An 18651-nucleotide genomic window follows, 5' to 3' on the forward strand; every position below is an offset into this window, starting at 1 on the left:
CGCGATTTTGATCAATCTACTATCGTCATGGGTCACTTGGGGCCGCAAAGGCTACATCCCGATATGTATGACTTAGCAGTTTATGACAAGTACTTCGGTGACGGCGCTTGGGGCAGTTTGCTCTTTTCCGAGATTCGCTCCAAACTTGGCCTAGCCTACTCAATTTATGGGGACTTTAGCGGAGGTCCAGTTGCCGGGACGTATGCAATCGCTTTGCAAACTCGAAACGCCGAGGCGCTAAATGCCGTAGAACGAGTTAAAGATCTAGTAATCAAGAGCGCTACTGACATGGCTGCGCCTAGTGCTTATGAGGAGGCAAAACATCAAATAAACCGCAGTTTCGTCTTTAAATTCCCGAATGCGCGCTCTGTCGTAGAGAGGAATGCGATTCTCGAATTACTCAAATATCCAAAAGATTTCGATTCTAGCTATTTAGACAAAATAGCCGCCGTGACTAGCGCTAGCTCACTTGCAGCCGCAAAACGCCACGTAAAACCTAGCGACTTAGTTATTGTAATCGTCGGAAATGTTTCGCCCCAAGAGGTTCGTCGCCGTTTTGGTGGGAAGTTAAGAGTTTACTCCCTAAACTTCGACCATGCTCCACATGTAGATAATCATTTCCCTGTGGAGTAGTAGTAGCTGCTTGTTATTTTAGGTAGATTAAGGCATAATAATAGTGCTTTCTTCGATTTTTTTGAGTGGCTACATCGCCTGCGCGAAGCGTTTAGTTATGGGAGAGATCTTAAGTTTTCTAGTAAGTAGTAAAATTCGCTTATTTTTGTTCGTTTTACTGCTGTACTCTGGCTGCAACCACACTGTGAGAGTGACTGCGGCGAGCGGCATGACTATGAACAGAGGAAGCTATCCTGAGTCATGGAATCTCACACATACGATGCTGGTTATGCCTATGAATAATTTTAGAATCGAGACGGGATCCTATGTGAGTAAGGTAGCTTTAATGTGCCCCAATAAGCTTGGTTCGGTATGTCTAGGGGTAAGCGGAACTATTAACAGTGTTCTTGGGCTAAATTAGTTGAGCGGATGTTGGTCTATTGTTAATGGGTTCTCTTGTCCCGCGTTTGGTTATTGCTAAGTCCTCACCAAACGTTATAAATAATAATATCAATACGTAGTTTTTAGTTTAGTCACACGTTCCTAGAGCTCGCAATTGAAAATTTGCTGGTCTGAGGGCTTATATAGCTTCTAAACGCATGAGATTTCGCTGCACATTTGTTTTCGGATTGTTTTTTCTACTCATGACGGGATGTTTCCCTGTTCCAAATAATCCAATCGACGTGCCCGTTCCTGGGCCGGATAAGCAAGCAGCAGGCACTTGGTATGGTGCTATTATGGGAGCGGGTAGTGGTGCTGTGACCGGCGCTCAGTTGAGCGCCGGGGCTGGCCCTGGTGCATGGGTTGGAGCTGGGTTGGGTGCGGTATGGGGAATGTTTTCTGGTTTAGGTGTAGATTTACTAGAGGAAGACCGCCTAAGGAGAGAAGGGGAAATCGCTCGTGCTCGGGAACTAATTTGGGTTCAGGAGGTTCTGGCGGAGCAATATGCTCGTCGTATTGAGCTTCATCCGAACAGAGATCTATACCCAGCCGATCTTTTTTTTGACGGCGACAGTACTAAGTTGCGAGATGAGTCGGTTGTGTTAGTGGAGGAGATGGCTCGCATGACAAAGCAAAGCAGACCCTGGTCGCGAGTCGTAATCGCGTCTTACGTTACGGTAGAGGATCCGAGTTCTGCATATGCAACTCATCTTACTCAACGCCGTGCTGAGGAAATTGCGCTGGTATTTGTGCGGGAGGGCATTGAACCGCGAAGAGTTCTTACGCAGGCGGTAAGTCTTGCTGAACCGATACTAATTGACCCTTACGATTCTAAATCGCGTTATCGGCAGGCAATAGAATTAATATCCTTGGACTAACGGAAGCTCATCCTATATTAGTTATTAAATGAGAGAGAGGAGAAGAAAGATGGCTGAAGAAAAACCGAAGACAACGGCAAAGGAGAAATTCGAGACAAGAGAAGATGTTGCGGAGTTCATAGCAGAAATTGCAGCTAGAGTTGCGGAAAACAAGGTGCCGTCGCTGCATACCATGCTCGCTTTAGATAGATTGTTGAGGATTCCAAATTCCGTTGAGATATTCGACGACGAGCTAAAAAATAAGGCAAAAGAACTTTGGCATCACATAAAAGCAATTGGCGCTGAACTTCAAGATCCGCCATTATTGTTCGGTGCCCCCTCAAGCGGTGGTGCCGTCGATGGCTGCGATACTTCCAACAAGGTCGTCTAGTCGAACACTTTTCGTTAAAGCTGAACACATTGCTACTGAGTTTGCACCGGCCTGTAAAACCTCCTTTGTGGACTCAAAAGTTATCCCGCCGATTGCTACTAGCGGGAGCGATGTAAGCTTTGCAGCTTGAGCAAGCAGGCCTAAGCCAGTTGGTGGATCGTGGTCTTTTTTTGTTGAAGTCTTAAAGATAGGGCCGAAGGCTAAGTAATCGAGCTTGCTCCAGTCGGCTGTTTGAAGCTGTTCTAGATTATGAGTAGAAAATCCCAATATGGCGTCTTTGCCGATTATTCGCCTAGCTTCGCTAGGGGGAATATCGTCCTGACCGACGTGTAGCCCGTCTGCTCTGCTTAGTGCGCAAATGTCTGGCCTATCGTTTATTGTAATAAGCGAACGAACTTGCCCACTGCTTCTGGCGTGAGCTAAATGCACCACCGCCTTTGCGATTTCGAGGAAGTCTTTGTCGCAAAGAGCCTTCGCCCTTAGCTGAATTAGGCCAATTTTGCAGTCGATAAGGCGTTCAATAAACGGCAAGGCATTTTCCGGCTCATCGACGTTTGCAATTGCATAGATGCGTGGAAGTTTTAGCTTCTGGGGCCTGTCTGCCATCTAACACAAGCAAGCTTAAGTTGGCTCAAGCAGCGTAACTGGGTCGCCGGTAAAGGCAGCAACAACTGGAACCGGGCCTGGGCCGAAAGTGCGATCGACTAGGGCTGCCCAGCACATGACGTTTGCGCCCATGATGGTCATCTTGCTATGAGCTTCCAAGCAGGATCTGGCGGTCGTAATGACGTCATTCACTAACACCACTCGCTTTTGCCTAACTGCAGCGACCCCGCCATTGTTTGGATTTAGGCTAGAAAGTGATAGCACTTCTAACGGTTCGCTAGAATGGCAAAGCTCTTTGCTCAAGACCTCGGCAAAGGCAGTGTATCCACCTGGAAGGTTAATTAGCTTTTCAGGTTTTTGTGGGTAACAGACTTTAATAATTCGTTCCGCCACGTAAGCAGCACAAGTTTCTAAATCCGAACGCGTCAAGCTTTCAACGCGATAAAACGTCTTTGCTTCACAGCGACTTCCCACGCGGATGGGAAAGCTGTAACTCTCAGTAACGCGCTCGAATATCTCTCGTATTTCCTGTGACATAATTCTTTTCCCACACTACTTAAGCGTCGCTATATGTGCTCTGTGCTGCTTGCGTTCAATAGGGCGACATTTTATGCCAGGATGGACGACAAGTCTACTTAAATTTGAGCAAACTAGCTTTTGGGCGTAAGGGTGTAATTATTGCGTTCACATTTAGCACAGCGGAGATCCCAAATAGACAGGATAGCGCGATCTCGCAGGTCTTTATTAGAAATTGGCTGGTAGTACGTTAGGGGATAATAATAGCAGTAACATCCTAGGGTAATTAAAATGAAGGCAATTGCGCTTTTAAGCCGGTAAGTGGCGCCCAATTTTCGCCCTGCAATTGATTTAATTTCGCCGACTGCCAGCGCAAAAAGGATGAAGCTGAAGATCAGCGCAGGAAAGTAGTGATATAAATACATAACGCGTTCAAACCGGCTCATCGCTAGCATGTAAGCCAGGTAGAGCGAAAGAAAAGTAATGATTAAGAAATAATTTCTTTCGCTTTTTTGGCCGCGCAGCTCTACAAAAAGAAGATCCGACAGGAGCAGTGCGACAGTTAAAAGCACGCCCATCAGGCCACACAGCCAAATGGCGGGGTTTACCTGTAGATATAGGTAACGGTAACTCTGCGAACCCACTTCCTCCCAGCGATAATTTATCGACCGACCCCCAACTGGCCATAAGAAAAACGGACTGCCGTTTTCATCGGGCTTGCATAAATCTAGCCGCGGAACACCTTTGTTGTACGTAGCTACGTAGCTAACAGAATCGCGCAGCATGCAAAAGAAATTCTCAAATGTTAGAGACTCCTTTGAGTCTATAATATCTTTTAGCTCCTCGGATGCGCCGTAATAGCCCTCATTGGGGAGTCCTCCAATAACGCGCTCGCCAAGGCTAAAATGAATCTGCCAGATGACCGCAATCGCTAACAGTGCTGAGGTAGTAGAAATAACGGCAAAGGCAAGAAAGCGAGAAACCTTATCTCTGAAAATAAAAAAGGAAGCTGGTAAAAGTATAAGCAAGATTAAGCCCGTTAGCTTTGTACTGATTGCGCAACCTAGAGAAATGCCAAAAAAAAGAGGGATAAGATTGCGCGCACTCCAGTGCTCTCTAAATTTCCACGCCAACAAAAACAGCAAAATTGCTAGATCGATAAAAAAAAGCAGTGGCCCCTCTAGCATGGCAGAGCGCGAGTGAACTATGTTGGCATTTTCAAAAATGTAGAGAGACGATAGAGATAGAGATAGTACGTACCGATTTGTAGCTAGCAACAATATAGCAAAAAAAAGTCCAGAATTTAGCCAAGCCGAAAGAGTTGGAAAGAACCTATAACCGGCGAAGCTAAATCCTTTAGGCATATCTTTGGCATAATCGCTGTTTATGAAGGAATCGTTTTGCTGATTGGCGTTTAAGAGTTTTTCGCCCAGGGCGATTAATAATTTTCCTAGCGGAGGGTGCTGCTCCATGAAAAATACTCGGTTCAAGTACTTTTGAGCGCTAGCGATATGGTAATTCTCGTCCCAGAAAAAAGCCGATGGTTGCTGGTAATTTTGCCAGTAAGTAAAGAAGGAAGCTGTAAGCACGACATTTAAGCAAAAAAGAAACTTAAAAACGTGCTTATAGTTTATGCTCTGCATTTGCCAGTTTTTCCGGTTTTTATAAGCAAATGCGAAAATGTCATTTGACGTTACAACTTGACCTTGGCAAGCAAGTGCATGTGATGGATTTAAGCCTCAAAACTTTCCAACTTTCTTCTGTGTTTTTCATTTGATACTTGCAGACTTTATCCGTTTTTTGCAGGCCAAAAGTCATTTTATCTGGCTTTAATGGGTCTAGGGATAGCAGTGCGCCGACATCGTTTTTATTTTTGCAAATATTATTGCAGTGCCCAATAAAAAAATCATCGCTACCAGAAAAGCGATTTAGCAATTCCTTTAACGCAGCGGCCTTCTTGCATTTGTTGTTACCATCATGCGGATCTGCGCACATGCCAGCTTTATTGGTATTCCAACTCGCGGTGCTTGTAATTATGCTTCGATCGGGCTCATCCGTTAGCGAACCTTTGAGCTGCGGAATAAGCATGCTGTTATCGGCTAGCTCATTTGAGTCCATTCTAATCGTGATGTTTTGCAGGCTCGAGATTCTCTTTACTTCGCTATTGCCAGCTCCAACCATACTTAGCCCGCGGTCTTTTTGTGTGGCGCCATTTTTTTGTTGATTAGTGCCATTCGCAGGGGTTAACGCCGTCGTCTTTGCTGAATTCTCGATATCCGCCGAATTTTCCGGCCCTTCCTTCTTTAACTCACCTGACTCTAGTGTTTCGTTTAAAATTTCTTCGAGAGGATCTTTTTCTGGTTTTGGCACCTCGTCGAAATCTAATTGTGACAGTGAACGTCCAAGGGGCTGGGCAGCTAGCTCCCGAACTAATAATATTCCAAGGAAGCAAATTAGCAGCAAGCAAACAGGGAGTAATTTCATCATATTTATTAAATTCGCGAATTTCTTATTGTAGATATTGTGCCTAGTTATCTTAATATGATGTTAAGTTAATATTAGCGGCTGTGCCAAGACAATATTTGAGCTGTCTCTCCCTGCGTCGCACCTATAAATGAACCTTGAATAGCTAGACATAAAGCCTTATTTTATGCGATACAAGAGTATTTCGTTGTTATTTTGTAGGAGATTCTCGTATAAATGAAACTAGTTTCTGTAGTCGTTCCGTTGTTTAACGAAGCTGCTAACGTCAGGCCTTTGCTAAGGGAACTTAGGCAGATGGCTGAGGGGGCGGAATTCGATTGCGAGTTTGTTTTTGTCGACGATGGTTCGCAGGATGAAACTTGTAATATTTTGCGCGAAGAGGCAGGTGCTGATTCGCGGATACGCGTAGTAGTGTTTAGGCGAAATTTTGGTCAAACCGCCGCAATGGCTGCCGGGCTCGATTATGCGCGAGGTGAAATAGTTGTAACTCTGGATGGAGATTTGCAAAACGATCCTGCTGAAATTCCTCGAATGATTAAGAAGTTAGACGAGGGCTTCGATTTGGTTGCCGGTTGGCGAAAAAATCGAAAGGATGCAATGCTGAGTCGAAAACTTCCCTCTCTCATTGCTAACAAAATTATCTCAAAAACAACCAATGTTAATCTGCATGACTATGGGTGCACATTAAAAGTCATGAAGCGAGATGTAGCTAAGAGCATTAACTTGTACGGCGAGATGCACCGATTTATTCCAGCACTTGCCGCTGAGAGCGGTGTTAAAATTGCCGAGCTTCCGGTAAACCATCGCCCCAGGGTAGCGGGCCGTTCCAAGTACGGAATTTCTAGAACATTTAGAGTGCTGCTGGATCTTTTGACGGTTAAGTTTTTCTTGGGCTTTTCGACTAGACCGATTCACATGTTTGGTGGATTGGGAATGCTTTCTGGCGGATTGGGAGGGATTATTTTGCTTTATCTTGCCTATGAGAGAATATTTTTAAGTCAGGCTATAGGAAACCGCCCGATGTTATTGCTAGGGGCAATGCTCGTGCTAATTGGTTTACAGTTTGTCTGTTTTGGATTAATGGCGGAAATTCTAGTCCGCACGTATCACGAGTCCCAAAATAAGAAAATATACGCAGTAAGGGAAGTCATATCTGTTGGCGATAACGAGAAAACGCAGGAATGCGCAAGGTCAGAAGAGATGCGTAGAGTCGTTGGCGTTATGTAGTTTTTTTTTCTAGGTTGCTGTGAGTATAAGAGTATTGCTTGATGCGAGGAAACTCGGTGACGGGGGGGTTGGCGTCTATATAGAAAACCTCATTAACGGCTATTTGGAGCTTGGCGGAAGTTCTAAGACGGGAGTGGACTTTTCGCTACTGCTCGCTCCACATGTAGTAGCAGAACAGTCCGAGGTTGGCGAATACGTCAGGGAATGTCTTGCAGAGTGGGGTGGCGAGGTCGATTTTTTGTACGACGGGGCGAAGAAGTATTCTTTTAGCGAATATTTTTTACTCCCGCTAAGAAAGCAAAAAATTCTAAAAAATCACTCTTTGTATCACAGTCCGCATTATACATTGCCTTTTTTCCTAGGCATACCGAGTATCATCACGGTTCACGATGTCATTCACGTTTCTCACCCCGATAGCTTTTATCATCGGCCAGTGGCGAGAAAACTTATTTCCTCTGCTTTGCGGCGAGCAAGTCGCGTAATTACTGTTAGCCGCTATAGCCAGAGTCAGATAAAGAAATATTTTGCCGATTGCCATACGCCGATTGTCGTCGTTCCCAATGCCCTGCGGAAGGATATGTTAGTTCAGGATGAGAAGGAAATGTTTGCGTCGTCTCATACTAACGGCTTGGCGTCTAACTACCTGTTGTTTGTCGGCAATGGGAGACCTCACAAAAACCTTGCTAGTCTATTGAAGGCTTTTCATAAACTAAAAAACCGTAAGGCGGAGGGAGGCAGTCTTGGCGTCGATGAATTAGTTATAGTAGGGGAATGGGATTCCTCCGCATCCTGTTCGCGTATTATCTCCCGTCGTGGATTAGTGAACTGTATACGAACAATTAAGGCCCCAACTACTAGAGAGTTATGCGCGTTATACAAGAACGCTCGTGCAGTGGTCATCCCGTCGTTAGAGGAAGGCTTCAGTTTGGTTGCTCTGGAAGCCATGGCTGCTGGGACACCGGTTATATGTACGCCACTTACTGCGCTTAAGGAACTTTGTGGCGAGCATGCCTGGTATAGCAGTGGAGCTAGAAGTCGCGACCTATTAGAGGCGTTGTTGCGAGCTTTGGCGGATGAGAAGGGGTGTAGGGAAAAAATATGTAAAAGCCTTGCGCGAGCGAGATTGTTTAATCGAGGTGAGGTCGTTAGGCGTACTATTGCCGTCTATGAATCAGCCCTCTCGCTAGATTCCTTGCAAAGTGACGAAGTGTTTTACAGTAGGCGAGCTAGTGGTTAGTGACCATGAGGTAGCAATGTGCGATGCCGTGGTCAGTCAGTCTAGGCAAGCTAGAATTGCAGTTGTTCACGATTGGTTGCTTGGGATGCGAGGCGGGGAGTATTGTTTAAAAGTGTTGTGCGATATCTTTCCACAGGCCGAAATTTTTACTCTGTTTTACGATCCAGAAGCTATCTGCGACACTATTAAGCAACGCCGAGTTACAGCGTCTTGTTTTAACAGGTTGCCGCTACTTAAGAGATATTATAGGTGGTTGCTGCCGATCTATCCCATGCTAGCTCGGGATTTGAGCGAAAAGCTTAATGAGGCGCATAAGATCAATCCCTACGACCTAGTCGTAAGCATAAGTCACTGCGCTGCCAAAAATGTCGTTGTGCCTAAAGGTGTCGGGCACCTGTGCTATTGCCTAACGCCCATGCGATATATTTGGGATCAATACGGGGCTTATTTTTCTAATCATCCCCTAGAGGTGATAATTCGCATGGTGGTCGAGGTTCTTAGAAAGTGGGACGTCGATAATGCTAGGCGTGTGGACAACTTTGTAGGGATAAGCCACTTTATAGGCAAGCGTATCGAGAGAGCTTATAATAGGGATGCCTCAGTTGTTTATCCGCCAGTCGATACTTCTTGGTTAACCCCAAGGAAGGAAGGCGAGCTCGGAAGAGGTTTTCTAAGCGTAAACGCCTTAGTGCCTTATAAGAACATTCACCTTATCGTGGAGGCTTTTAACATTTTGGGCCTCGAACTGACGATTGTGGGAACTGGCCCTGAGGAAAAGCGCCTTAAGAATATGGCTTTATCTAATATTAGTTTTGTCGGAAATGTGTCAAGAGACATGCTTGCTCGGCTTTATCAGCAGTCAAAGGCGTTGATTTTTGCGTCGATTGAAGATTTCGGCATCGCGCCTGTGGAGATGCTCGCTAGTGGCCGGCCAGTTATCGCTTTTGCTGGTGGCGGCGTTTTAGAGACTGTAATCGATGGTTTAACAGGAGTATACTACTATGACTTGACGCGAGCGGCTATAGTTTCGGCTGTTAGAGATTTTATCGAGCGAGAAAGTGATTTCTCGCCAGACGCGTGCATAGAACAGAGCAGAAAATTCTCGGCGCGGCGTTTTAAGGATGAATTTACTGCTGTCGTCGCTAAAGAGATTGCTCGCTCTACTCTTAAAGATGGAATGTTAACGCAAATGACAGTTACTGAGGGCGCAAACAAGTAGTTATTATGTTAAAGCGACATGCACCATTATTTGAGGCGTTGTTTATTGCATCCGATCTTCTGATCGTGTCGGTCGCATGGTCACTAAGTTATTGGTTGAGATTTGCATCCGACTGGTTTCCGGTGGACAAGGGCATCCCGCCCTTTATCGATTACTTTAGAATGAACATCTTCCTGTGGCTCATTTGGGCGTGGGTCTATAAGCGCTTTGGCCTGTATCGCCCGATGAGAGGCAGTAGGCGCCTTAGAGAGATATGGCTGGTTATCCAGGCTAACTTCGTTGCGGTTATTGCATTTCTGGCGTTTACTTATTTATTCCGCGAAAAAAGCGTGCCTTTTTCTCGTCTGGTATTTTTGATTTTTGGCATTGTTTCTACAATCCTCATAATTGCATCGCGCAGCGCCGTGAGAGGTTTTTTACGCGCTATGCGCAGACGTGGTTACAACAAGCGCTTCGCTTTAATAGTGGGTGCTGGCGATCTAGCTCGTCAGATAGCTCATCGCATAACAAGTCATCCGGAATACGGGGTGGAATTGTTTGGCTGCCTTTCCTCTGGCAAGGAAAAGCGGGCTGAGAAGCTTACTGGCTCAGCTTCGCATGTAAAATTCAAAATAGTTGGAACTTATCAAGATTTGCCAAAAATAATTGAAAACCATGCGATAGACCAAATCATAGTGGCGCTTCCTCTAAGCGACCATAATAAGATGAAATCTGTCATTGCTTCTATAGGCGATGCCATTATGGATGTGAGAATAGTGCCGGATTTTCATCAGTTCATTCAGCTCGGCTCACGCGTTGAGGACTTCGATGGTTTGCCGGTTGTAAGTCTTGCCAGCACGCCACTTTCTGGCATTAACCGGGTTGCGAAGAGGATTACCGACGTTTGTCTTGGGATGCTATTTTTAATTGCAGCCTTACCTCTAATGCTAATAATCGGCGCTTTGGTTAAGCTAACTTCAAGCGGGCCAATATTCTTCACCCAACAGCGCGTCGGCCTTGATGGGCGAGCTTTTACGATGTATAAGTTCCGCACGATGATTATGGATGCCGAGGCGGATGGAGCCAGGTTTGCAGTGCGCGGAGACAGTCGCGTTACGCCACTTGGCAGATTCCTGCGGCGATTTAATCTCGATGAGTTGCCACAGCTCATCAACGTAGTATTAGGGCAGATGTCGCTAGTGGGGCCAAGGCCAGAAAGACCAGTGTTCATCAAGGAGTTTCGGCGACACGTGCCTAAGTACATGTTGCGTCATAAGGTTCAGGCCGGTATGACGGGGTGGGCGCAGGTCAATGGGTGGCGTGGCAATACCTCTATTGAAAAGCGCATCGATTATGATCTCTATTACATTGAGAATTGGTCGTTAGCATTGGATCTAAAAATTCTCGGCCTAACGGTTGTCAATGGCTTTCGCGATAGAAACGCTTATTGATGTGTTGAAGTGAGAGATAGGCTTTATTGAAATGACTCTTAGGAGATAGGCAATGAATATTGGAGTTATAGGCAGTGGGTACGTGGGATTGGTAGCTGCGGCGTGTTTTGCCGATAGTGGCAATGAGGTCATCTGTGTCGATATAGATGAGCAAAAAGTGAACATGCTAAAAAGTGGGCACGTGCCAATTTACGAGCCAGGCTTGGAACAACTGGTTCAGGCGAATGTTGCCCATGGGCGTCTATCTTTTACTACTGACATGAAAGCAGGCGTCCAAACGTCAGAGGTAATTTTCATTGCTGTTGGCACACCTCAGGATAGAGACGGATCGGCTGATTTGCAGTACGTTTTAGCTGTAGCGTCTGACATCGGCAAATACATGAATGGGCCAAAGATCGTCGTGAACAAATCGACCGTTCCGGTGGGAACAGCGGACTTGGTCAAGCAGGAAATTGCCAAACACACGTCCTTTAATTTCGATGTGGTATCCAATCCGGAATTTTTAAAAGAAGGGTCGGCTATAGAAGACTTCATGAAGCCCGATCGAGTTGTAATTGGTGCTCCGAGCGTTGAGGCGGCGGAAGTCATGCGCGAATTATATGCGCCCTATGTGAGAACCGATAACCCGATATTGGTTATGGATGTTCGCAGCGCGGAGATGACAAAATACGCTGCTAACGCGCTTTTAGCTACAAAAGTTACGTTTATTAACGAGATAGCTAATCTTTGCGAACTCGTAGGTGCTGACATAGCGCATGTCCGCAGGGGGATTGGCTCTGATTCGCGCATTGGTCCGCACTTCTTGTTCCCGGGCGTTGGTTATGGGGGATCTTGTTTTCCGAAGGACGTTCGCGCATTGAGCCGCATCGGCAGAAACAACGATCTCGAGATGAAAATCATAGACGCTGTAGACGTGGTAAACACTTTGCAGAAGAGTCGCATTACTGAAAAAGTAGTAAAACATTACGGTTCCAAAGAGGCGGTTAAGGGCAAGAAGTTTGCCTTGTGGGGACTTTCGTTTAAACCTCGAACAGACGACATGCGCGAGGCTCCTAGCATTACCGTCGTAAAGGAACTCACTGGCCTCGGAGCTAAAGTCATAGCGTACGATCCGGAAGCTATGACTGTGGCGGAGCATCTTTTTAAGGATTTAAACCTCGATGTGGCAATGGCCAAAGGCGGCTATGAAGCTCTTTCGGGAGCAGATGCTTTGCTGATAGTTACTGAATGGAGCGAATTTAGAAGACCAAATTTTGGCCGCATGGCGACGGAACTAAAAGCGCCAGTTATTTTTGATGGGCGCAACTTGTTTGAGCCAGCAAAAATGAATCGTTTAGGCTTTGTGTATTATTCCATTGGTAGAGTTAGCTCCAAAGATTTTGGTTAGAGGAGATTTAGGTTAGGGGGATCTGAGCTAGGAGAACTATGGCGCGAGTATTAGTTACTGGTGGAGCGGGTTTTATTGGGTCGCATCTGTGTGCAAAGATATTGGCGTCTGGGCATGAGCTAATTTGCCTGGATAATTTTTTCACAGGTCGAAGGGAGAATATTTTAGAAATTTCTAAAAATGATCGATGTGAGGTGCTAAGACACGACGTAATTGAACCCATACTCCTAGAGGTAGACCAAATATATCACCTAGCATGTCCGGCAAGCCCGGTGCATTATCAATATAATCCAGTAAAGACCATCAAGACGAGCGTAATTGGCACAATTAACATGCTTGGGCTTGCAAAGAGAGTCGGCGCAAGAATTCTTTTAGCGTCAACATCTGAAGTCTATGGCGATCCCTTGGTGCATCCTCAAAAGGAGTCGTATTGGGGTAATGTTAACCCGATTGGACCTAGGAGTTGCTATGACGAGGGCAAGCGAGTAGCCGAGACGTTGATGATGGACTATCACCATCAAAACGGCGTCGACATACGCATTGTCCGAATATTTAACACATATGGGCCACGAATGATGTTAGATGATGGGCGCGTAGTGTCTAATTTTATCGTGCAAGCTCTGAGAGATGAACCCATTAGTTTATATGGCGATGGCATGCAGACGCGTTCGTTTTGCTATGTGGACGACTTAGTAAATGGCTTAATGCGCATGATGGAGACCGTGGGTTTTGTTGGGCCGGTGAATCTAGGCAACCCTTGTGAGATGTCGGTTACGGATTTGGCGCTAAAAATAGTTAAGTTTACTAACTCGCGGTCGGAATTTACGTATTTGCCGTTGCCAAAGGACGATCCTGTTCGTAGGCAACCGGATATTAGTTTGGCGCGCGAGAAGCTCGGCTGGGAGCCGGAGGTTAATGTGGATGAGGGCTTAGAGCGCACTATCGTGGACTTTAGGCCTCGCGTAAACGCGAGCTAGGGATAAATTTATCTGGAGGATTTTTGGATGCGTTCAGTAGTTACAGGTGGAGCTGGATTTATCGGTTCGCATATTGTAGATGCTCTGCTGGAAATAGGCCACGAGGTGCTGGTAATCGACAATTTCTCTACGGGTCGACAGGAAAATTTATCTAGCGCGAGCAGCCAACACAAAAGTGCCTTAACAATTTGCAATGCAGACATTGCTAGTTCAACTGCGGCGCAGGAGATTATCGGCTTTAAACCAGATAATGTTTTTCACCAGGCTGCTCAGATGAACGTGAGATACAGCGTTGAAAACCCGCAATTTGATGCAACAGTAAACGTCGCGGGCATGGTAAATGTCTTGGATGCTAGTGTGCGAGTAGGGGTTAAGCATTTTGTCTTTTCGTCTACTGGCGGAGCAATATACGGCGAGCAAGAATCGTTTCCAGCGGCGGAGGATCATAGAATTCGACCCGAATGTCCCTATGGGGTAGGCAAACGTGCCGGAGAGCTTTATCTGGAGTATTTCTCTAGGGCCCATGGTTTTGCCGGCATTTCGTTAAGGTATGCCAATGTCTACGGGCCCAGGCAGAACGCCAAGGGTGAGGCTGGCGTGATAGCAATATTCATTGAGCGCCTGCTTAGGGGGGAGGTTATGGTTATAAATGGCGATGGCGAACAGACGCGCGATTTTGTGAATGTTTTCGATGTCGTTAAGGCGAATCTGCGTGCGATAGAAAAGAAGTTAGGCAAGGGTTTTTATGTGTACAATGTGGGCACTGGCGTAGAGACTAGTATAAATTCGATTGCGCTCGCTATTAGAGATTTAGGAGTTAAATCTGGCTTCGATAGTAAGAGCATCGAATTGAGACATGGGCCGGCTTTGCTCGGCGAGCAGAGAAGGAGCGTAGTTAACATCGGTAAGATTTCGAGAGAGTTAGACTGGACTGTCACCTATAGTGTAAGTCAGGGATTATCTCAAACCTTTGATGCCTTTAGAGCTGTAAACAAATAGTGATTTCCCACATTCGCAACTTTTCCATTATTGCTCATATCGACCACGGCAAGTCTACGCTTGCCGATCGCATTCTCGAGCTTACTGGGGCCGTCGCTGATAGGGACAAGCAGGATCAAATGCTTGACGACATGGAGTTAGAGCGCGAACGTGGAATTACGATAAAGTCGCGTTCTGTATCGCTGCAATATCGCGCGCGCGATGGCGAGCTGTACCATTTTAATTTAATCGATACGCCTGGACACGTAGATTTTCACTACGAGGTGTCGCGCAGCCTGCATGCCTGCGAGGGTGCGCTACTAGTCGTAGATGCTGCGCAGGGTGTGCAGGCTCAGACTCTTGCTAATGTCTATACGGCGATTGGTGCCGACTTGGAGATTCTTCCTGTCTTAAACAAGATCGATTTGCCGCAGGCTAATGTCGAGGAGGTTAAAAAGGAAATTGAGGATCTAATTGGTCTCGATACCTCTAATGCAGCTTGTGTCAGTGCAAAAACTGGCCAAGGAGTACCTGAGCTGATGGAGGCGATTCTAAAATACATTCCACCTCCCAAAGGTGGCGTGGCCGAGCCTTTAAAAGCATTGGTGTTCGATAGTTGGTTCGACGTGTATCGCGGCGTAGTGGTAAATGTGCGGATTATGGATGGAGTATTGCGCCGTGGAATGAAAATCCGCTTTATGCAAACTCAGGCTGTTTACGAGGTGGCAAGCGTAGGGACGTTTACGCCGTTTCCTACTAGCTGTGAGGAGCTAAAGGCTGGCGAAGTTGGTTTCTTTGCGGCGAGCATTAAAACTCTTAGCGATGCAAAGATTGGCGATACCGTCACCGAGCATTTGCGGCCTGCAAAAGAGGCTTTGCCTGGCTTTGAAATCGTAAAGCCCATGGTGTTTAGTGGGCTTTACCCTAGTGATTCTAACGACTATCCGGCCTTGCGCGATGCGATTGAGAAGCTACAATTAAATGATTCAGCGCTAAGTTTTGAGCCTGAAACGTCAAAAGCTTTGGGTTTTGGCTTTCGCTGTGGGTATTTAGGCTTGTTGCACATGGAGATAGTGCAAGAGCGCTTGGAGCGCGAGTTTGGCATGGAGATTATCACCACTGCGCCGACTGTGGTGTATAGAGTGAGGTTAAAGTCTGGAGAGGAAATAAAAGTCGACAATCCAACGAAATTTCCGCCGGTGGGCGATATTGATGCAATTTTAGAGCCCATGGTGCAGGGCACTGTGCATGTGGTTTCGGAATATCTCGGGGCAGTATTGGCGCTTTGTGAAGAAAAGCGAGGTCGCCAAGTTTCGCTCACATTTCTTGGCAGGGATCGCGTTCAGGCCGTTTATAGTCTTCCGCTTAATGAGGTTATAACGGATTTTCACGATCGCTTAAAAAGCGTTACTCGTGGTTTTGCTTCATTTGATTATGAAGTGGCAGATTATCAGGATAGCGATTTAGTAAAGCTTGACTTGCGTATTAATAGCGAAGTTGTCGATGCCTTGAGCGTTATTGTCCATCGCAGTGAGGCTTATCATCGTGGTGTTGCTTTAACGAGTAAGATGAAGGAAGTGATAGATCGCCAAATGTTTGAAATTGTCATACAGGCTGCTATTGGCAATAAGGTTATTGCCAGGAGCACAGTAAAAGCGTTGCGCAAGAATGTTACTGCTAAGTGTTACGGTGGTGACATAACTAGGAAGCGCAAGCTTTTAGAGAAACAAAAAGCTGGTAAGAAGCGCATGAAACAGGTTGGCTCGGTAAATATCTCTCAGGAAGCTTTTTTAGCTGCGCTAAAGATAGAGAAATCGTAAATGTAGGGGATTGTTTATTTCCGTGAGTAAGCGGGCAGCTCTCAGTTTTGGGGGATGGTTTGTAGTTGCCCTAGGCACGTTTGTGCTTGCCATAGCTCTTAGAGCGTTCGTCGTTAGTTCGTATAAAATACCCTCTGACTCTATGTCCCCTACGCTTTATTCAGGCGACTATGTACTCGTAAACAAGTTTATATACGGAATTTTTAGGTTCAGGCGAGCCACGCCCTTGTGGCGGCTTCGCAAACCAGAGCGTGGCGATGTAGTAGTATTTAAGCATGTGCTCGGCGATGATTTTTCGTATGGGGACGTGGAGGGGGGACGCCATGGCGGATCGCCTAGGCGATTTATCAAGCGCATTGTGGCGGTGCCTGGCGACATTTTAGAAATTAAGGGTAACAGCGTTTACGTAAATCGCAAGCATTTGGCAAAAGTGTCTGCCACGCTCGGCTTAGTAAAGGGAGCAAAGGTTAAGGTATTAAAACTTAAGCCGCAGGAGTATTACGTCATGGGTGACAATCGGGAGAATAGTTTGGACAGCCGATATTTTGGCTTAGTCGAGGAAGGTGAAATCGAAGGTTTAGCTGTTGCGATTTACTGGTCATGGAAGAGCGCGCGGTTGCCGTTTGAAATACGTTGGGAACGAGTTGGTAAACGCATTGAATAGAGACAGCTATCTTCTGGCGCTTGACGTTTACTATTTAGGTATGCGCGATTTTCTCGAGGTGCGCCAGATTCAAAAGTCTTTTTTGGAATTAAGAATTGCAGGTCAAGTTAGAGATACTCTAATATTTTGTGAGCATCCGCCTACTATAACTATTGGTAACCGAGCTTCAGTGTCGGAGCTCAAGAGTTCCCTAAGTGATTTGAGGGCAAGTGGGGTCGAAGTAGTTAAGACAAATAGGGGCGGCGGGATTACATATCATGGCCCCGGGCAGGTGATGCTTTATCCGGTTATCTCGCTAAGAGAGAGGCGGTTGGGGGTGCGGAGTTTTGTGTCAGTAGGTTTGCGGTCAATTTCAGATTTCTTGGATTATTTTGGCATAGTTTCTCAGCCTTTGCTCGATCCGGCTGGAGTTTGGGTTATGGGTAACGGCATTGCGGGTCAGAACAGAAAGATAGCGGCAGTAGGTTTACGCATTGATCGCGGGGTAACAGACCACGGTTTTTGCGTCAACATAGATTGCGAGCTAGATATTTACGGCAATTTTAATCCCTGTTTTGTCCCTGGCATGCATATTACGTCTGTTGTTAAAGAGCTTGGTCATAGTAGCATAAGCATTCCGTCTTTTGGAGAAAGTGTGGCGAGGCTTAGGAATTGTTTTGAGTGTAGGCTTAAATAATTATGGAGCAAACTAGGGAGTGACCGTTTTTGTAGAAAAAGTTTCTGTTCCGGGTAGGGTTTTTGCGGTTGGCGATATCCACGGCTGTCCCGATGAAGTTTGGCATTTGGTTGAATATTTAGGTCGCAAGGAGGGTTTTTGTGACGATGATGCGATTATTTTTCTCGGGGACTACATAGATCGCGGCCCGGATTCGAAAGGCGTCATAGAGTTAATGATTGAATTTAGAAAGAGGTTTCGGAATGCCTATTTTTTAAAAGGCAATCACGAGGACATGCTTCTTAGTTTTTTAGAGTTTGGTGGGCGCATGGGGGAGGCTTTTTTGTATAACGGTGGTTTGGAGACAATGCAAAGTTATTGTATTTCCGTCTTCTCGGCGCCGAGAGATATGGTGAATATGTTTCCTGAGGAACATTTTAAGTTTTTTTGTAGTCTTGGTAGTGCTGTTAGGACTAATGGGGAGGTTTATGTGCATGCTGGTCTAAACCCAGAGGTTCCGATGGAGAAGCAGATTGGGGACGATGTATTTTGGATTAGAGATGAGTTTATAGCCTGCAAGCATGGATTTGACCTCACGGTGGTATTTGGCCATACTCCGCATAGGGAGGTTTTCGTGCATTTGCCATACAAAGTTGGTATAGACACTGGTTTAGTATTTGGTAATAAGTTAAGCTGTCTTGAGCTTAAGAGTAGACGCGTATATCAGATAAAGCGCAATTCCAACTCGGTTTCTTGCCGGAAATTGGGCAAGAGTCTCAAGCTCTCATAGCATGGCGATGTAGCTCAGTTGGTTAGAGCGCGGAACTCATAATTCCGAAGTCGGTGGTTCGAATCCACCCATCGCCAATCCGCTTCAAAGCGACTCATCTCCTTGTCTTAATTTTTCCTAAGTTATTTCAATGCCTTAATTGACATCGCTTTAAGCGACTTGAATTTTCCCATAGCCTCCGAGGGTATTACAAGGGGGTATTACAAGGAGGGGTATTGGCTGCTGCTCTGGTGTATACCATTTACAAAAAGGATTTTTGTAAATGGTATAAACAGCAAGTGCGTAAGCACTTGCCAACAAACAACAAATACCGTTTCCAAAAAGTAAAATATTTAACTTACTTTTTGGAAACGGTATAGA

At 45.9% G+C, this 18651-nt stretch carries 19 protein-coding genes and 1 tRNA gene; 16 read left to right on the forward strand and 4 right to left on the reverse strand.

Annotated elements, in window-relative coordinates; genetic code table 11:
• The 4 genes from IT291_05830 to IT291_05845 all read left to right on the forward strand — a co-directional run.
• On the forward strand, positions 1–633 hold a 633-nt coding region (locus tag IT291_05830), incomplete at its 5' end, for an insulinase family protein (GenBank protein ID MCC6220742.1).
• 97 nt (positions 634–730) lie between these two features.
• The gene (locus tag IT291_05835) at positions 731–1033 is read left to right on the forward strand and encodes a hypothetical protein (protein MCC6220743.1); all 303 of its coding nucleotides are present in this window, start codon (positions 731–733) and stop codon (positions 1031–1033) included.
• 178 nt (positions 1034–1211) lie between these two features.
• Positions 1212–1931 (forward strand): OmpA family protein, encoded by a 720-nt coding sequence (locus tag IT291_05840; protein ID MCC6220744.1) that lies wholly within the window; start codon positions 1212–1214, stop codon positions 1929–1931.
• Positions 1932–1980: 49 nt separating this feature from the next.
• Positions 1981–2301: a hypothetical protein gene (locus IT291_05845; protein MCC6220745.1), complete on the forward strand. Its 321-nt coding sequence runs from the start codon at positions 1981–1983 to the stop codon at positions 2299–2301.
• Here the strand turns inward: IT291_05845 and thiE are convergent.
• The 4 genes from thiE to IT291_05865 form a co-directional block, all read right to left on the reverse strand.
• Positions 2251–2907 (reverse strand): thiamine phosphate synthase, encoded by a 657-nt coding sequence (thiE, locus tag IT291_05850; protein ID MCC6220746.1) that lies wholly within the window; start codon positions 2905–2907, stop codon positions 2251–2253. The two genes, IT291_05845 and thiE, sit on opposite strands and share 51 nt — an antisense overlap.
• Before the next feature lie 15 nt (positions 2908–2922).
• Complete coding sequence (locus IT291_05855; protein ID MCC6220747.1) at positions 2923–3444, reverse strand: hypothetical protein; 522 nt, start codon at positions 3442–3444, stop codon at positions 2923–2925.
• A 113-nt stretch (positions 3445–3557) separates the two neighbouring features.
• A complete protein-coding gene (locus IT291_05860; protein ID MCC6220748.1) occupies positions 3558–5066 on the reverse strand; it encodes a phospholipid carrier-dependent glycosyltransferase in 1509 nt (502 codons plus the stop codon).
• Positions 5067–5106: 40 nt separating this feature from the next.
• Positions 5107–5910: a hypothetical protein gene (locus tag IT291_05865; protein MCC6220749.1), complete on the reverse strand. Its 804-nt coding sequence runs from the start codon at positions 5908–5910 to the stop codon at positions 5107–5109.
• Positions 5911–6123: 213 nt separating this feature from the next.
• Here IT291_05865 and IT291_05870 point away from each other — a divergent pair, with 213 nt between their 5' ends.
• The 12 genes from IT291_05870 (at position 6124) to IT291_05925 (ending at position 18368) form a co-directional block, all read left to right on the forward strand.
• On the forward strand, positions 6124–7134 hold the full coding sequence (locus tag IT291_05870; GenBank protein ID MCC6220750.1) for a glycosyltransferase family 2 protein: 1011 nt from the start codon (positions 6124–6126) through the stop codon (positions 7132–7134).
• Between the two features lie 19 nt (positions 7135–7153).
• Entirely contained in the window at positions 7154–8371 is a 1218-nt protein-coding gene (locus IT291_05875; protein MCC6220751.1) for a glycosyltransferase family 4 protein, read from the forward strand.
• Positions 8334–9590, forward strand: a complete 1257-nt coding sequence (locus tag IT291_05880) for a glycosyltransferase (protein MCC6220752.1) — start codon at positions 8334–8336, stop codon at positions 9588–9590. Before IT291_05875 ends, IT291_05880 begins: the two co-directional genes overlap by 38 nt.
• A gap of 5 nt (positions 9591–9595) precedes the next feature.
• Positions 9596–11020: an undecaprenyl-phosphate glucose phosphotransferase gene (locus tag IT291_05885; GenBank protein ID MCC6220753.1), complete on the forward strand. Its 1425-nt coding sequence runs from the start codon at positions 9596–9598 to the stop codon at positions 11018–11020.
• Between the two features lie 52 nt (positions 11021–11072).
• Positions 11073–12407 (forward strand): UDP-glucose/GDP-mannose dehydrogenase family protein, encoded by a 1335-nt coding sequence (locus tag IT291_05890; GenBank protein MCC6220754.1) that lies wholly within the window; start codon positions 11073–11075, stop codon positions 12405–12407.
• A 38-nt stretch (positions 12408–12445) separates the two neighbouring features.
• Complete coding sequence (locus IT291_05895) at positions 12446–13384, forward strand: SDR family oxidoreductase (GenBank protein MCC6220755.1); 939 nt, start codon at positions 12446–12448, stop codon at positions 13382–13384.
• 27 nt (positions 13385–13411) lie between these two features.
• The gene (locus IT291_05900; GenBank protein ID MCC6220756.1) at positions 13412–14383 is read left to right on the forward strand and encodes an NAD-dependent epimerase/dehydratase family protein; all 972 of its coding nucleotides are present in this window, start codon (positions 13412–13414) and stop codon (positions 14381–14383) included.
• On the forward strand, positions 14380–16182 hold the full coding sequence (lepA, locus tag IT291_05905) for an elongation factor 4 (protein ID MCC6220757.1): 1803 nt from the start codon (positions 14380–14382) through the stop codon (positions 16180–16182). The genes IT291_05900 and lepA overlap by 4 nt, the downstream gene beginning before the upstream one ends.
• Before the next feature lie 22 nt (positions 16183–16204).
• Positions 16205–16846, forward strand: coding sequence for a signal peptidase I (gene lepB, locus IT291_05910; protein MCC6220758.1), 642 nt, complete (start codon positions 16205–16207; stop codon positions 16844–16846).
• Positions 16839–17522: a lipoyl(octanoyl) transferase LipB gene (lipB, locus tag IT291_05915; protein ID MCC6220759.1), complete on the forward strand. Its 684-nt coding sequence runs from the start codon at positions 16839–16841 to the stop codon at positions 17520–17522. Before lepB ends, lipB begins: the two co-directional genes overlap by 8 nt.
• A gap of 19 nt (positions 17523–17541) precedes the next feature.
• Positions 17542–18291 (forward strand): serine/threonine protein phosphatase, encoded by a 750-nt coding sequence (locus IT291_05920; GenBank protein MCC6220760.1) that lies wholly within the window; start codon positions 17542–17544, stop codon positions 18289–18291.
• A 3-nt stretch (positions 18292–18294) separates the two neighbouring features.
• Positions 18295–18368: transfer RNA gene (locus IT291_05925), tRNA-Met, on the forward strand.
• Positions 18369–18651: the final 283 nt, after the last annotated feature.

The sequence above is a fragment of the Deltaproteobacteria bacterium genome (genome assembly GCA_020845775.1).
GTDB lineage: Bacteria > Bdellovibrionota_C > UBA2361 > SZUA-149 > JADLFC01 > JADLFC01.

Excerpts from the sequence above, each read along its gene's own strand:
- IT291_05890 (MCC6220754.1), top strand. The coding sequence starts at position 11,073 with ATGAATATTGGAGTTATAGGCAGTGGGTACGTGGGATTGGTAGCTGCG.
- IT291_05895 (MCC6220755.1), top strand. The coding sequence starts at position 12,446 with ATGGCGCGAGTATTAGTTACTGGTGGAGCGGGTTTTATTGGGTCGCAT.
- IT291_05885 (MCC6220753.1), top strand. The coding sequence starts at position 9,596 with ATGTTAAAGCGACATGCACCATTATTTGAGGCGTTGTTTATTGCATCC.
- IT291_05845 (MCC6220745.1), top strand. The coding sequence starts at position 1,981 with ATGGCTGAAGAAAAACCGAAGACAACGGCAAAGGAGAAATTCGAGACA.
- IT291_05860 (MCC6220748.1), bottom strand. The coding sequence starts at position 5,066 with ATGCAGAGCATAAACTATAAGCACGTTTTTAAGTTTCTTTTTTGCTTA.
- IT291_05835 (MCC6220743.1), top strand. The coding sequence starts at position 731 with ATGGGAGAGATCTTAAGTTTTCTAGTAAGTAGTAAAATTCGCTTATTT.
- IT291_05865 (MCC6220749.1), bottom strand. The coding sequence starts at position 5,910 with ATGATGAAATTACTCCCTGTTTGCTTGCTGCTAATTTGCTTCCTTGGA.
- thiE (MCC6220746.1), bottom strand. The coding sequence starts at position 2,907 with ATGGCAGACAGGCCCCAGAAGCTAAAACTTCCACGCATCTATGCAATT.
- IT291_05855 (MCC6220747.1), bottom strand. The coding sequence starts at position 3,444 with ATGTCACAGGAAATACGAGAGATATTCGAGCGCGTTACTGAGAGTTAC.
- IT291_05900 (MCC6220756.1), top strand. The coding sequence starts at position 13,412 with ATGCGTTCAGTAGTTACAGGTGGAGCTGGATTTATCGGTTCGCATATT.
- IT291_05870 (MCC6220750.1), top strand. The coding sequence starts at position 6,124 with ATGAAACTAGTTTCTGTAGTCGTTCCGTTGTTTAACGAAGCTGCTAAC.
- IT291_05840 (MCC6220744.1), top strand. The coding sequence starts at position 1,212 with ATGAGATTTCGCTGCACATTTGTTTTCGGATTGTTTTTTCTACTCATG.